The sequence below is a fragment of the Sporomusa sp. genome (assembly GCF_057736855.1).
Genome location: NZ_JBYKYF010000008.1, coordinates 2,628 through 16,376 on the forward strand (window position 1 = coordinate 2,628; position 13,749 = coordinate 16,376).

The 13,749-nt window shown below is 44.1% G+C and carries 14 protein-coding genes, 1 pseudogene and 1 other annotated feature; of the genes and pseudogenes, 3 read left to right on the forward strand and 12 right to left on the reverse strand.

The window, feature by feature from the left end; genetic code table 11:
* The 4 genes and pseudogenes from AC29Z1_RS01170 to leuS all read right to left on the reverse strand — a co-directional run.
* A pseudogene (locus AC29Z1_RS01170) lies at positions 1-240 on the reverse strand (hypothetical protein); the annotation flags it as partial.
* Positions 241-357: 117 nt separating this feature from the next.
* Positions 358-1,923, reverse strand: a complete 1,566-nt coding sequence (locus tag AC29Z1_RS01175) for a bifunctional metallophosphatase/5'-nucleotidase (protein WP_488269623.1) — start codon at positions 1,921-1,923, stop codon at positions 358-360.
* 121 nt (positions 1,924-2,044) lie between these two features.
* A complete protein-coding gene (gene trxA / locus AC29Z1_RS01180; RefSeq protein ID WP_488269624.1) occupies positions 2,045-2,368 on the reverse strand; it encodes a thioredoxin in 324 nt (107 codons plus the stop codon).
* Positions 2,369-2,399: 31 nt separating this feature from the next.
* Positions 2,400-4,883 carry a leucine--tRNA ligase gene (gene leuS / locus AC29Z1_RS01185; protein ID WP_488269625.1) on the reverse strand — a complete coding sequence of 828 codons (2,484 nt, stop codon included), beginning with the start codon at positions 4,881-4,883 and terminating at the stop codon, positions 2,400-2,402.
* A gap of 124 nt (positions 4,884-5,007) precedes the next feature.
* Positions 5,008-5,216 (reverse strand) — a binding site (T-box leader).
* Positions 5,217-5,325: 109 nt separating this feature from the next.
* On the opposite strand from leuS, the gene AC29Z1_RS01190 reads away from it, so the two are divergent.
* On the forward strand, positions 5,326-5,730 hold the full coding sequence (locus AC29Z1_RS01190) for a hypothetical protein (RefSeq protein WP_488269626.1): 405 nt from the start codon (positions 5,326-5,328) through the stop codon (positions 5,728-5,730).
* 70 nt (positions 5,731-5,800) lie between these two features.
* Here AC29Z1_RS01190 and AC29Z1_RS01195 read toward each other — a convergent pair whose 3' ends face one another.
* A complete protein-coding gene (locus AC29Z1_RS01195) occupies positions 5,801-7,177 on the reverse strand; it encodes an aminotransferase class V-fold PLP-dependent enzyme (RefSeq protein ID WP_488269627.1) in 1,377 nt (458 codons plus the stop codon).
* Between the two features lie 409 nt (positions 7,178-7,586).
* Between AC29Z1_RS01195 and AC29Z1_RS01200 the strand changes: the two genes are divergently transcribed.
* On the forward strand, positions 7,587-8,279 hold the full coding sequence (locus tag AC29Z1_RS01200; protein WP_488269628.1) for a metallophosphoesterase: 693 nt from the start codon (positions 7,587-7,589) through the stop codon (positions 8,277-8,279).
* Positions 8,280-8,332: 53 nt separating this feature from the next.
* Here the strand turns inward: AC29Z1_RS01200 and AC29Z1_RS01205 are convergent, their stop codons facing one another.
* Positions 8,333-9,034, reverse strand: coding sequence for a cytochrome c biogenesis CcdA family protein (locus AC29Z1_RS01205; RefSeq protein ID WP_488269629.1), 702 nt, complete (start codon positions 9,032-9,034; stop codon positions 8,333-8,335).
* The gene (locus tag AC29Z1_RS01210; RefSeq protein WP_488269630.1) at positions 9,024-9,557 is read right to left on the reverse strand and encodes a TlpA family protein disulfide reductase; all 534 of its coding nucleotides are present in this window, start codon (positions 9,555-9,557) and stop codon (positions 9,024-9,026) included. Before AC29Z1_RS01210 ends, AC29Z1_RS01205 begins: the two co-directional genes overlap by 11 nt.
* 107 nt (positions 9,558-9,664) lie before the next feature.
* Here AC29Z1_RS01210 and lgt point away from each other — a divergent pair, with 107 nt between their 5' ends.
* Positions 9,665-10,462: a prolipoprotein diacylglyceryl transferase gene (lgt, locus tag AC29Z1_RS01215; protein ID WP_488269631.1), complete on the forward strand. Its 798-nt coding sequence runs from the start codon at positions 9,665-9,667 to the stop codon at positions 10,460-10,462.
* Positions 10,463-10,603: 141 nt separating this feature from the next.
* Here lgt and AC29Z1_RS01220 read toward each other — a convergent pair whose 3' ends face one another.
* From AC29Z1_RS01220 to AC29Z1_RS01240, 5 genes are all read right to left on the reverse strand, one after another.
* The gene (locus AC29Z1_RS01220) at positions 10,604-10,984 is read right to left on the reverse strand and encodes a RidA family protein (RefSeq protein ID WP_488269632.1); all 381 of its coding nucleotides are present in this window, start codon (positions 10,982-10,984) and stop codon (positions 10,604-10,606) included.
* A 66-nt stretch (positions 10,985-11,050) separates the two neighbouring features.
* Entirely contained in the window at positions 11,051-11,938 is an 888-nt protein-coding gene (sdaAA, locus tag AC29Z1_RS01225; RefSeq protein ID WP_488269633.1) for an L-serine ammonia-lyase, iron-sulfur-dependent, subunit alpha, read from the reverse strand.
* A gap of 15 nt (positions 11,939-11,953) precedes the next feature.
* Entirely contained in the window at positions 11,954-12,619 is a 666-nt protein-coding gene (sdaAB, locus tag AC29Z1_RS01230; protein WP_488269634.1) for an L-serine ammonia-lyase, iron-sulfur-dependent subunit beta, read from the reverse strand.
* Entirely contained in the window at positions 12,616-13,314 is a 699-nt protein-coding gene (nuoB, locus tag AC29Z1_RS01235; protein WP_488269635.1) for an NADH-quinone oxidoreductase subunit NuoB, read from the reverse strand. The genes sdaAB and nuoB overlap by 4 nt, the downstream gene beginning before the upstream one ends.
* 35 nt (positions 13,315-13,349) lie before the next feature.
* A partial coding sequence (locus AC29Z1_RS01240; protein WP_488269636.1) for an NADH-quinone oxidoreductase subunit D-related protein occupies positions 13,350-13,749 on the reverse strand: 400 nt, incomplete at its 5' end.

Genomic DNA, 13,749 nt, shown 5'->3' on the forward strand with positions numbered 1-13,749 from the left:
CTCTGGCTGTTCGGCCGGCACAGCCTGGCCGGGTTCACCTGCATATTCACGGTCTTCAGCACTAATATAGCAGTGCTGGCATTTAAGATTACAGCGGTTGGTCGTATTCCATACGACAATGGGTGTTGCGTCTGAAGAAAATTGCAGCATCTGCGGCGGCAAATGTCGGGAACTGCGGCCATATTTTACGATGTCCGACACCGTCGCCGTGCCACATAGCAATTTGGTGCAACCTATCATTTTTTGTTATTTCTCCTTCGATTTTAAGTTTTATATCAAATTCGACATAGCGCCGAAAGTTCCCTGCTGGCATTGCAAACTTTCCCGGAAATTCAATTATTATCCATATGTATAAATTTAGGCAGCAGGTTTTTCACTATGCCGGACAGTAACTTCGTTAAAGCGGGAATCGCCGCTAAAATGAATAGTCTTAGCTGCTTTTATAGCATCCATGATGCACTCTCGCAACGGTATCTGGGTATCAATGGTATTTTTTCCCTGACCAAAAATAGTAAATCCATCACCACTTTGGGCCATAAAATCATTTATTGCAACTTTATACCTTTTCCCCAACTTAAGTCTGCTGCCATCAGCTAAGGTAACCTTCACAATCTTTCCCTCATGCAATGATGGATCGCAGGTAACATTCAAGCCAGAAAACTGCAGCATACTAATTTTGTCATTATACATACCATGTTCCAAAACTTTTATAATCTGTGCCCCTGTAAGCTCAACCGTAACCAGGGTATTATCAAATGGTAGCACCTCATACAGCTTACCCATGGTAATCACGCCAGCCGGAATACTGGAACGCAACCCGCCGCCATTGATAAAGGCAATGTCAGCTTTAGCTCTATGCCGCATGATATCTGTCACCCATTGACCTAACACCGAAACAGTCGAACGGTCATGAGTTAATTCATTACTAGCATAGCCAAGAACAATATTTTTAATTGGTGCTAGCTCGGCATGAACTCTGTCCAGTATTGCCTTTGCCGCTGCATCCTCAGCCACGCCTGCTGGCACATCAATAACACTAACATCAGCCGCAATAATTTTTTTGTCAGGTAGAGAATAAGAAAGCGTAATCTTGCCTATTGCCCGACCATTATAAGCAGCTTGGACAATTGGCACTTGATTAATAATACCGGCTACTTTCAAATGAGTATGACCGGAAATAATGGCATCAATACCGCGAGTATTCTTAGCCAACTCTGCCGTCTCGCCGGTAATCTGGCCAGTCGCTTGATCATGGCTGCTTCCTAGGTGTGACAGCACTACAATGCTATCCACACCTTGCTGTTTAAGTACAGGTACAAGTTTGTTCACTGTTTCGACCGGATCAGCAAACAAATAGTTTTCAATATACTTTGGACTGGTTTTAAACAAAGTTTCAGGAGTAATAAGACCAATCACAGCCAGCTTTAGCCCATTTTTTTCCACAATGCAGTACGGTTTGACAAAGTCAGCAAATTGACCAGTCGTTTTATCTAAGACATTAGCCGTAACTACTGGAAAATGGGCCTGAGCCATACGGTCTTTTAATACCTCGACGCCCCAGTCAAACTCATGATTACCGATAGTCATGGCAGCAAAACCAAGCTCATTCATAACTTCGACCACTGGCTTGCCATATAACAGATTGGATTCCGGACTTCCCTGTAACATGTCACCAGCACTTACCAGAATCGTCCCTGAAGGATTCTTAGCCATTTCGGCCTTTAAGCATGTTGCTAGTTTAGCAATGCCTGGGTTCTTGCCATTTTCCATTAAAGCACCATGAAAATCATTGACAGTAAGAATATCAATTATTATGCGCTCAGTTTCGTGCCCTTGGGCAAACACTGCCGGACAAATCCAGACAAAGCCAATACATACAGTAACCAGAAACAAACCTATAGTTTTTTTCAGTAATTTCTTCATTACACTGCCTCCTCTCACTAAGGTTAATTATTACAAAATCTTCAAGTAAATACAAGTTGTTACTGCAAAATATAATACAACTCCCGGATACTTAATAGTACCCGGGAGTTGGCTACTGGCGTTATAAAACCTTTTCTAATGCAGCGGAAATGTCTCTTTGCGGACGATAACCAACAATTCTAGCGACTTCACTGCCGCTTTTGAAAATGATCAGCGTAGGAATACTCATAACATTATATTGGCTGGCCAGTTCCTGTTGTTCATCCACATTAATCTTAACTACACTTGCTCGGCCTGCAAAATTTTGGGCCACAGCCTCTACTTCTGGCCCCACCATTTTGCAAGGACCACACCAAGGTGCCCAAAAATCGACAAGTACGGGTTTATCAGACTTAAGTACATTGTCGTTGAACTCTGTCTTGCTTGTGATATTCAGTATACTCATGTTCCAGCCTCCTTAGACTAGGTTAGTATTCCTATTTCACAACAATATTAACCAGTTTCTGCGGTACAGATATTACCTTGACAATCTCTTTACCGTCAATCAATTTACGAACTTTTTCCTGTTCAAGCGCTGTCTTTTCCAATTCTTTGGCACTAAGACCTGCGGCAACAACCACTTTATCGCGAACCTTGCCATTAATCTGAAGAACAATCTCTATTTCTTCGACTTCAAGGGCCGAGGCATCAAATGTTGGCCATAATTGTTTATGGACACTACCATCAGCTATAGTTTCCTGCCATAATTCCTCAGTAATATGAGGAGCAAACGGTGCTAACATTTTTAAAAGATTAGCAACCACTTCCCTGATCAACGAAGCGTTGGGTGTTACACCTTGATCTTTAAGTGCATACATGGCATTAACCAATTCCATTATGGCACTAATGGCTGTATTAAAATTAAACCGCTGGCCAATATCCTCGGTAACCCGTTTGATGGTTACATGGAGAATGCGACGAAGTTCCTTTTCGGCTTTAGTCAATTGACTTGGGTCATAGCTTGCCGGTTCTCCTCCCTGGATGTACGGCTGATAATGACCGACAATCCGCCATAGACGTCCTAAGAAGCGATAAGCACCTTCAACCCCCTGGTCACTCCATTCCAAATCACGTTCCGGCGGTGCAGCAAATAAAATAAACAACCTGGCTGTATCGGCACCGTACTTATTGATAATTTCTTCCGGCGAAACCACATTGCCTTTGGACTTGGACATCTTAGCACCGTCTTTGATGACCATACCCTGGGTTAAAAGATTCTTAAAGGGCTCATTCACATTGACCAATCCAGCATCTTTTAACACTTTGGTAAAAAACCGCGAATAGAGCAAATGCAGAATCGCATGCTCGATACCACCAATGTATTGATCGACAGGCATCCAATAGTTGGCTTTATCAGGATCAAACGGCTCATCGGCACTATGCGGACTGGTATACCGGAAATAATACCAGGATGAACAAATAAAGGTATCCATAGTATCCGTTTCACGACGCGCTTTCCCACCGCATTTCGGACAAGTACAGTTAACAAATTCCTCGGCTTTCGCTAGTGGTGATACCGAACCACTGGCAAAATCAACATTTTCGGGTAAAAGTACTGGTAATTGTTCTTTCGGAACAGGTACTATACCACAGTCAGGACAATAGATGATAGGAATCGGAGCACCCCAATAACGCTGACGAGAAATGAGCCAGTCACGCAGGCGATAATTAACCCGCCGTTTACCAATACCATGTGTTTCGAACCATTGCGCAATGTTAACCTTGCCGGTTTCGTTATCCAACCCGCTAAATTCCCCTGAGTTAACCATAATGCCCGGACCATCATAAGCACCAGTCATATCACTCAGATTCAACTCTTTGCCTACAGGCTGAATTACGATCTTTTTGGGCAAACCATATTTATTGGCAAAATCCCAGTCACGCTGATCATGAGCTGGTACACCCATAACTGCACCAGTACCGTATTCTACAAGTACATAATTGGCTAGCCAAATAGGCACTTGTTCACCCGTAAACGGATGTTTGGCATATGCACCAGTAAAGATGCCTTCTTTTTCCGTCTCATTGGAAGTACGGGCTATTTCACTTTGTCCTCTAACCCGCTCGATAAAGGCTCTGACTGCAGCTTCTTCCGGTTTGCCAGCAATAAGCTTGTCCACCAGTGCATGTTCAGGGGCCAGCACAATGTAGCTTACACCAAAAACAGTATCATGACGGGTAGTATACACAGCAATTTTATCGTTTATTTCAGGTACTTCAAAGCTGAATTCGGCACCTTCGCTGCGACCAATCCAGTTTTCTTGCATAATTTTAACACGTTCTGGCCAGCCTTTCAGTTCGGACAAATCGTTTAACAGTCGGTCAGCATACTCGGTTATCTTTAAAAACCATTGTTCAAGGTCTTTTTTAACAACAACCGAGTCACAACGCCAACAACGACCTTCAACCACCTGTTCATTAGCCAAAACCGTATTACAATCATTACACCAGTTTACTGCAGCTTTCTTTTTATAAGCTAAACCGCGTTCATAAAAGAGCAAAAACAGCCACTGAGTCCAACGATAGTAATCAGGATGACAAGTAGCTACCTCGCGGTTCCAATCGTACGATAACCCTAACTTTTGCTGCTGGCGGCGCATGTTGGCAATATTATCCCAAGTCCAAGACGAAGGATGAATACCATGCTTAATCGCAGCGTTTTCGGCAGGCATGCCAAAAGCATCCCACCCCATAGGATGCAGTACATTGTAGCCTTGCATAACTTTAAATCTGGCAACAACGTCACCAATCGAATAATTCCGTACATGGCCCATATGTAAATTTCCTGATGGATAGGGAAACATCTCTAAAACATAATATTCAGGTCGCTGGCGGTTAATAGTTGTGCAGAAGGCATCATTTTCGGCCCAGATTTTTTGCCATTTGGCCTCAATCTCGCATGGTATATATTTTTCATTCATTGAGTAATCCCCCTTGGACAAATTAAGATAGTAATAACTACGATTTGCACCCTTCAGAAAAGTGATGGTGCATGTATCCATATTTTTTTATACCCCTAGGGTATAAAAAAATCCCGTGGCTAACGCCAGGGACGAGGTTTCTCGCGGTACCACCCTGTTTGATGACAATTGTCACCCTCTCATTTGCCGATAACGCCAGCCTCGCGTCGACCACTACCAAAATTCACAGTCGCTCCTCAGCAGCGAGTTCAACAATAGCCCAGATTGGCTCGCAGCAACCGCCAACTTTCTGAACTGCAACTATTATTTACTATTCTGCCTCATAGGATTTGTATTCTCCATTATATAGCAATACACATCGAAAGTCAACTTATGGAGACAGTGACAAAAATTGTTCTATATCAGTCAAACAGTCATACAATAGTTCTTAAGGAGGTGCGTCATGTATAAGCTTATTATCGGCAATGTCAGAGTTACTGTAAATGATGACAGTATCAAGCGAGAGCAGGCCATCGCTTATGGCAAGCAGGCGATTGCCGCTGCCAGCCAGCAGGGCAAGCTGCTCTCCCATGTTGAGCTTAGCACCGGGCCAGACGGCATAGAAGTTGCCTGTACTGAAAAAGCCGGTTGCCGCATGATCAGAAAAACCATTACCCAAAGCCTGCTTGACGGTATCCTGGATGCTGCCAAAGAGAAATTTTATCCCTCCGGAACGTTTTCGCAAAAAGATACGTGGTTTGACAGTGAAACAGGCCAGGAATGGCGTGGCGATGAAGTAGAAACCGCCCGCAAAGAAGTTTTGGCCAAGTTAGAGGAATGGATTAAATCAGCCAGCTCTACTAATTAATTAAATGAAAAAATATGATTCTATCTTAACCACCCCGAAACCCCAAACCGGAGTCTGGGTGGTTTTGATTTTAGCAATATGGATAATCCCCGTCCTCATTACATCGGTCAGGATCTAGTACATAAGCATATTTACTAGCATACTGTTTACGGTATTTACTCATATAAGCCAATAAATTACAAAATATATCGATCTCGGCAACATTATTATAAATTCCGAAACTCACTCTAGCTAAGCCGGGAATCCTTTTATCATTATGTGTTTGGAAATAGCTAATTTCTTCTTCGCTCAAATTCAGCAGTTTTTCTACATAGGGATGAGCACAGAATAAACCGCTGCGAATAGCAATACCGGCTTCCCTGGATAATATTTCGGCTATTTGGCTATGATGCAACCCCTCGAGGCTAAAGGATATCAGGCTTACCCGTTCTTCTCTGCGGTTATGAATACTGTATAAAGTAATGCCAGGTATCTTCTCCAAGCCATCGATTGCATAATCAATAAGCCTTTGTTCGTAATGATGGATTTGGGAAAAAGTTATCTTAGACAATGTTTCTATAGCGGTAATCAGCGCCAGTACCCCCATCATATTGGGCGTGCCGGCTTCATATTTTGCCGGTGGATCATCCCATTCAATCGATTGCTGAGAAACCAACCCGACAGCCCCGCCTCCCTGATATACCGGAACTGTCTTCTCAAAGCAGCTTTTCGGCCCAATTAACACCCCGATACCAAACGGTGCGTACATTTTGTGAGCTGAAAAAGCCAGAAAATCTATATGTTCGGGTGAATGTAGCGGTTTCATATCCACAGGCGCATGGGGAACCCACTGGGCACCGTCAACAAAAATTTTAGCCCCATATTGATGTGCTATTCTAGCGATTTTGGGTATAGGATTAATATATCCAGTAACATTAGAAGCACCAGTCACTGCCACCAAGACTACTTTGCCTTGATAAGCCTTAAGCTTTGCTTCCAAGTCTTGTAATGATAATCTGCCTGATTTAGTTATGGCCACATAGTCAACAATAAATTTGTCCCGCCATGGCAAGTCATTGGCTAAATGTTCCATGTCTGTTGATAGCACAACCTGCTCTTTGCCGCCTGTTGCTGCCAGCGTATAAGCCAGAATATTGATGGATTCAGTGGTATTCTTAGTAAAAATAACTACATCGTTTGTGTCAGCGTTAACAAACTGTTTTACAACTTCCCGTCCTCGCTCATATAGCTCTGAAGTAAGAATCGATTTATACCCTCTGCCGCGATGAACCGATGCATACCATGGTGCAAAACGAGTAATTTCTTTTATTACCGAACATAACGGCGGTGTGGTGGCTGCATTATCAAAATTGATCGCCGTAACTTGTCGGCCATTTGCCAATTGCACTTTTGTATCACATCCAACCACTAAGGATCGAAAATAGCTTTCTGGGTTCCGATATTTCATACTTCTACCCCGCTTTTCGTATATGTTTGCGAAATACGCCGTCACTATAATTTATGCATCCTAATGGCTTAGGGGAATAGTAATACTGGATTTTTACCTCCAAAGGATAAATACTCATTAAACCGGGAAAAAATGGTATGGAGAAAATGAGTGAGTTGGAAATGCAGAACCTGTTAACCTTATGATTGCAACTAGGGACTGGTATGGATAATGACCTGCTTAACATTGCTATTTATCCACATATTAGATAAAATATATTCCAGTAGTCTGCCAAGCTGATCGCCATAGGACCGGCCTGCGCAAACTTTTCGTCCAGCAAAAGCACGAAGCTGCGCATATCATAGAAAAATGTAATTAGGCTTGTGAACGACTAACCGTTACCACAAATACTTGTAAGGGACTTTGAATTATGAAGATATTTGCAATCGCTGACCTCCATTTATCTGGAGAGCCGCCAACAAAACCAATGAGCATTTTCGGCGCACACTGGGAAGGTCACTGGGAAAAAATTAAAGCACATTGGCAAGAACAAGTCGCTGCTGAAGATGTTGTCCTGATTGCCGGCGATATTTCTTGGGCAATGAAACTACCCGACGCACTAGTAGACTTACACGCTATTGCCAGTCTGCCTGGCAGAAAAATCATAATCCGTGGCAATCATGATTATTGGTGGCAAACCGTAAGCAAACTCACCAAAGCTGTTGATGGTAAATTAGAATTTATTAATAATAATTTTGCCCCAGCAGGCGAATGGGGTATTTGCGGCAGCCGCGGTTGGACATGCCCTGAGGATCCATTATTCCAAACCAAAGATCGGGCAATATTTGAGCGCGAGTTGCTGCGTGTCGAAGCATCACTTAAGGCAGCCCATTCGGCTGGTTATAGTCGCATTATCCTTATGCTGCATTTTCCCCCGTTTTACGATCAGCAAAGCCAAACCGGTTTTGCCAATTTGATCAACAAGTATAAAGTAGAGATTTGCATTTATGGACATTTACATAGTGAGTCCATAAAAAATGCGGCTACCGGTGTCATTAACGGTACCGCTTACCATCTGGTATCTTGTGACGCATTAGAATTTAAGCTAAAACAGATTGTTTAGCTGCTCGCTTGGCTAAAACACTAAAACCATGCAGGTGTTGTTGAGCCTGTTTCTTAGCCGAATAGATGCCACAATATGCCTACTATTTTTTGCATGAAATCAAAATAAATAAAAAGACCGGCAATAATAATTATGATTCCAGATACTTTCTGAATGACTGGTAGCCATTTATATACTTCCTGGAAATAAATCAAATATCGGTTAATCAGCAGCGCCAATACTAAAAAGGGCAGACAAAACCCCATAGCGTAAATGAACAGGAGAAAGGCTCCCTGGCTGACGGTAGCTGCTGCTCCTGCATATATCAGCACTGTAGCTAAAATGGGGCCAATACAAGGTGTCCAACCAGCAGTAAACGCCAGACCTAAGAAAAATGCACCTGTCGGACCAGCAAACGTATTGTGTAAAAACGGCCGGTATTCCCGTTCAAGCGCGGGAATTTTTAATATGCCAAGTAAATGTAATCCCATAATTATCATGAACACTGCCCCGACTTTACGAATCACCGTTTGATAAACTAAGAACAGTTCACCAATATAGGAAGCCGTTGCTCCCATCGCCACAAATAGTAGCGTAAAACCACTAAGAAAACTAATAGCATTAGCAAAAAACCGCCAACCGCCCTTAGCAGGGTGCTGAATCCCGGCTCCTGCTAAAAACGCTGCATAAGTCGGCAGCATTGGTAACACACAGGGTGATAAAAACGATACCACCCCCGCCCCAAAAACGGTTATCCACGTGATGCTATAGTCCATTAAGCACTCCTTCCAGTTCGGCCAAGGTTACTGGACCTGACTTTCTGTACTTGATTACCCCTTGCTTATCCACCACTAAGGTCGTCGGAATAGCATGAATCTGAAAGACCTTTGCCACCTCCCCGTCTTTATCGCTTAAGACACTCAGGGTATACTTGTTCTGATTCACAAATCGGGAAATGGTTTCTATCGGCTCCTGAATATTAACAGCATGGAAAGTGACCTTGCCATGATATAGTTGTGCAAACTTATCCAGTTCCGGCATTTCCTCGCGACAAGGCGGACACCATGTTGCCCAAAAGTTGAGTATCAGAACTTGCCCGACTGAAGCCACATGAACCTGTTGTCCATCCAAGGCCGTAAGGGTAAACGCTGGCAGCACTTTTCCTACGGTTACCCCTGTCTCGACAGGCGGTTTCTGGGGCTCAACTCCCACTGAACTATCTGGCTGCATAGCCACGAATCCCATGGCAATAACCATGGACATAACAGCTACGGCTAAGAGTACGAATCTCTTTGGCATAACAATCCCCTCTCATACACTATATACAGTTCAGACAAATATATGTCTAATAACTAATTACCTATAATCCATCATTAATAGAATATTTATTTTTTGGAGGCCACACCATGCATCAGTACCTTTTTTTTATCGGTGACTTTCCTATCCGGGCTTATGGACTTATTTTAAGTCTTAGCATTATCCTGGCTACCTGCACAGCCTATTATTTTGCCAAGCAGGACGGGCGCTGGCATCATCATGTGCCAGATATGGGTATTTATTGTGGGTTAGCTGGTATTGTCGGTGCCCGGTTATGGGACGTATTTTTTTTCGATTGGGATTACTATCAGCACCATCTTCTGGAAATCCCCTTCGTCTGGCAAGGTGGCATGGCCATTCAGGGTGGTGTCTTATTTGGAGCCATCGCTGGTATTATTTACACCAAAATCCATAAAATTGATACCTGGGCTTTTGCTGATATTGTTGCTGCTCCAGCCGTAATCATAGGACAGGCTATCGGTAGAATGGCCAATCTAATGAATGGCGATGCGTTTGGTCACCCGACCGGCGGCAACTTTGGTATCATTTATCCACCGACAACCTTGGCTTACCAGGTATATGGCGATAGGCCGCTATGGCCGGCAGAAGTGTGGGAAGGTCAGATTGATGTTATTATTTTTGTATTGTTATTACTTTTTCGAACAACCAATCATGCCAAAGGGCAGGTTTTTATCCTCTATGGAATTTTGTACTCAACCGCTCGCTTTTTCCTTGAATTTTTGCGGGGAGACTACGGCACACTGATATTTGGCTTAAAATCCGCACAGCTTACCAGCCTGGCCATCATCCTCATTGGCATTGCCCTATTTATTCGGCAAGGTTATTGTGCTGAACGTATTGGCCTCGGCAGCAAAACAAAAAAGTAAGCGATTTTACCAACGCTGAAGCATCGCCAGCAAAGCTAACCTCACCTTTCTGGTTACAAGTTTCACGAACATGTCCATCAAGACCTGATATACAGCGAGGCTGTGGAGACTTATCACTAAGTTTTCCACAGCCTCTTTGTTTTATGGATATACAGCTATCAGTTCAATTTCTACACTGACATCGCGCGGCAACCTGGCAACTTGTACACAAGCACGGGCTGGTGGCGCTTCAGTAAAAACTTGCCCATACACTTTATTCATTGCAGCAAAATCTTCCATATCCTTTAAAAATACTGTTGTCTTGACAACATTAGCAAAGGTAAGACCCTCTTTTTCCAAAATTGCCCGCAAATTGGCAAGTACTTGATGCGTTTGGGCTTCTATACCGCCATGGACAATGTCTCCTGTATTAGGATCGAGCGGAATTTGTCCTGATACAAATAAAAAGCCATTCGCCTTAATAGCCTGAGAATAAGGCCCAATGGCCTGCGGAGCACGCTCAGAACTAACCACAGTTTTCATATGTATCCCTCCGTAATATATAAAATTTATTATTTACATATTCTGCATACAGCAGAGAAAAACCTGCTACCTATCACTACCAAAAATTTTATCAGTCAACGCTAGGCCAGTTGGAGTAACTGCCAGACCACCCTGAGCTGTCTCTTTAAGTGAACAATGCATGGATTTGCCTACAGAATCCATAGCATCAATGACTTCGTCTACCGGAATCACACTTTCAATACCGGCTAATGCCATTTCAGCAGCAATGACTGCCTGTGCCACAGCACCGGCATTACGTTTAACACAAGGTACTTCTACTAAACCAGCTACCGGATCACATACTAACCCTAACATATTTTTGATGGTAATAGCTACCGCATGTCCGGTTTGGGTAGCTGTACCGCCTAATAGGGTTACCATCGCGCCAGCAGCCATAGCTCCGGCAGAACCGCATTCGGCCTGACAACCACCTTCAGCTCCGGACAAAGAGGCGCGGGAAGCAATCACCATACCTATTACCCCCGCCACAATCAAACCTTCTGCCAATTGCTTGTAACTAAAGCCATACTCTTCCCTCAGAGCAAACAAAACGCCTGGCAGTACACCGCTAGAACCAGCTGTGGGGGCAGCGACGATCCGTCCCATAGCCGCATTAGCCTCACCAACAGCCAGGGCGTAGGCTACCGCTTTTCCGATAACATTCCCCATCAGTGTTTGTTGCCGGTTATGTATATATAGCTGTAGTTTTTTGGCATCACCACCGACCAAACCGCCTTTAGAACGAGAACCTTTTAGTCCGGCAGTAATCGCGTCTTCCATAATAGCGATCATATTTTCCATCCGTAGAATCACTTCATCGGCCAGCAATTCAGTCTGTTGAGCCTGAAGTTGTAGACAGAATTCAGCAAATGGCAGTGATTGGGTTTCAGCGGCTGTAATCCATTCTTGCAGCGATAATTTGGCTAATGACATTCCTCCCACTCCTTGTCAGCTAATGGCATTAATGCAGCGCACCGTTTTAATCATTGGCAAACTAGCTATAGCAGCAACATCTGTCTCATCCAGCGGTTGGTCTGTTTCAAGCACCATACTGGCCAAACCGCCTTTATCTTTTCTAAACACTTTCATCTGAGCGATATTAACACCACATTTAGATAATATGCCTGTCACCTCAGCCACTACGCCTGGACGGTCTTCATGCAACGTCAGGACGGTCGGAAAATCACCGGTAAATTCCAGCGGAAAATCATCCACTTCGCTAATGACCACACGTCCGCCGCCAATAGATGCCCCCGCTACCTGACTGGTAGCTCCATCTTGTCCTGTTAACCAGAACTTCACAAAATTGGGGTGAGCCATATCCCCGGCGTCGATAGTACAAAAGGAGTATTGAATCCCGGCTTTCTTGGCATATTCAAATGCTTGCGGAATTCTTAAGTCATCCGTCGACCATCCCATAAGTCCTGCTATCAAAGCCAAATCAGTTCCATGTCCCCGACCAGTCTGAGCAAACGATCCATGCAGGCCAATGCTAGCCTTACTTACTGGTTGACCCAAGATTGCCCGGGCAGCATTGCCTAACCGCACCGCTCCTGCGGTATGGGAACTTGAAGGTCCTACCATAACCGGCCCGATAATATCAAAGATATTCATAGCTTACCCTTGCCTCCCACTCTGTCAAGTGCCAACAGTAATCCATAAATAAGAGCTGTCGGACGCGGCGGGCAGCCAGGCACATAAATATCTACAGGCACTATGGTATCAACAGCACCGGAAATTGCATAACTGCTGCCAAAAACCTTTCCACTGGCAGCACAGGCACCTACTGCCATAACCAGTTTGGGTGCCGGTACTGCTTCATAAGTCATGGTAAGTGCTTGTTCGAGATTACGGGTAACCGCTCCTGTCACCATGATCATATCGGCATGCCGTGGTGAAGCCACAAAATCAATGCCATATTGCTGTAAATCATAAACTGGGTTATTCAATGCCGTCATTTCCCAGTCACAGGCATTACACGATCCGGCGTCAACATGCCGGATATGTAATGACCGTTTTAACGTGGATCTAATGGTTTCCGATAATTGAGTTGTCAGCTCAGCTAACTGGTATTCAGCCGTGTGAGCTAATACAGCATGTTCGCAAGCAGCAACACATGCCCCACAAAAAATACATGCCCGGTTATCAACCAAAAGTTGCCTATCTTCAAGCTTAATAGCGCCAGTAGGACAAGCCTTGCAGCATCTTTGGCAAGCATTACATAGATCGCTCACTTTCGTTACCTCACCGCGGAATCGGGGGGGCACCGTACCACTATCATAAGTTTCTGTCACACAACCTGTTTTCACAATTTTTTTGAGAAGGTCAAGCATAGTATCCCCTTTCAGCGATCAAGACACGCATAACATAATTCAAAACTTTTATTGATCAAGGGAAAATCTGGGATAATATTTCCAGGAACAGCAACCGTCAATGCTGGCCAGTTTGCATAAGAAGCTGACCGCACAAAATAACGGTAAACGATATTATTGTCACCAGCCATTACCCAATGCAAACTAGCGCCACGCGGTGATTCTACATAGCCACAGGCCGCGTCATAGGGCTTAACTGGCGGTACCTCGACTGAAAGATTCCCACTAGGTATCCCGACTAAAGCTTTATCAATAATTTTGAAGGATTCTGCAACTTCATCAGCCCGCACCCAAAGGCGGGCAGCTACATCCCCCTGCTTATACACCGGCACCTCAAAATCAAACTGCGCATATGCTGCATAAGGAAAGTCC

Excerpts from the sequence above, each read along its gene's own strand:
- lgt (WP_488269631.1), top strand. The coding sequence starts at position 9,665 with ATGCATCAGTACCTTTTTTTTATCGGTGACTTTCCTATCCGGGCTTAT.
- sdaAB (WP_488269634.1), bottom strand. The coding sequence starts at position 12,619 with ATGAATATCTTTGATATTATCGGGCCGGTTATGGTAGGACCTTCAAGT.
- AC29Z1_RS01190 (WP_488269626.1), top strand. The coding sequence starts at position 5,326 with ATGTATAAGCTTATTATCGGCAATGTCAGAGTTACTGTAAATGATGAC.
- AC29Z1_RS01210 (WP_488269630.1), bottom strand. The coding sequence starts at position 9,557 with ATGCCAAAGAGATTCGTACTCTTAGCCGTAGCTGTTATGTCCATGGTT.
- AC29Z1_RS01200 (WP_488269628.1), top strand. The coding sequence starts at position 7,587 with ATGAAGATATTTGCAATCGCTGACCTCCATTTATCTGGAGAGCCGCCA.
- sdaAA (WP_488269633.1), bottom strand. The coding sequence starts at position 11,938 with ATGTCATTAGCCAAATTATCGCTGCAAGAATGGATTACAGCCGCTGAA.
- AC29Z1_RS01175 (WP_488269623.1), bottom strand. The coding sequence starts at position 1,923 with ATGAAGAAATTACTGAAAAAAACTATAGGTTTGTTTCTGGTTACTGTA.
- AC29Z1_RS01195 (WP_488269627.1), bottom strand. The coding sequence starts at position 7,177 with ATGAAATATCGGAACCCAGAAAGCTATTTTCGATCCTTAGTGGTTGGA.
- leuS (WP_488269625.1), bottom strand. The coding sequence starts at position 4,883 with ATGAATGAAAAATATATACCATGCGAGATTGAGGCCAAATGGCAAAAA.
- AC29Z1_RS01205 (WP_488269629.1), bottom strand. The coding sequence starts at position 9,034 with ATGGACTATAGCATCACGTGGATAACCGTTTTTGGGGCGGGGGTGGTA.
- trxA (WP_488269624.1), bottom strand. The coding sequence starts at position 2,368 with ATGAGTATACTGAATATCACAAGCAAGACAGAGTTCAACGACAATGTA.
- AC29Z1_RS01220 (WP_488269632.1), bottom strand. The coding sequence starts at position 10,984 with ATGAAAACTGTGGTTAGTTCTGAGCGTGCTCCGCAGGCCATTGGGCCT.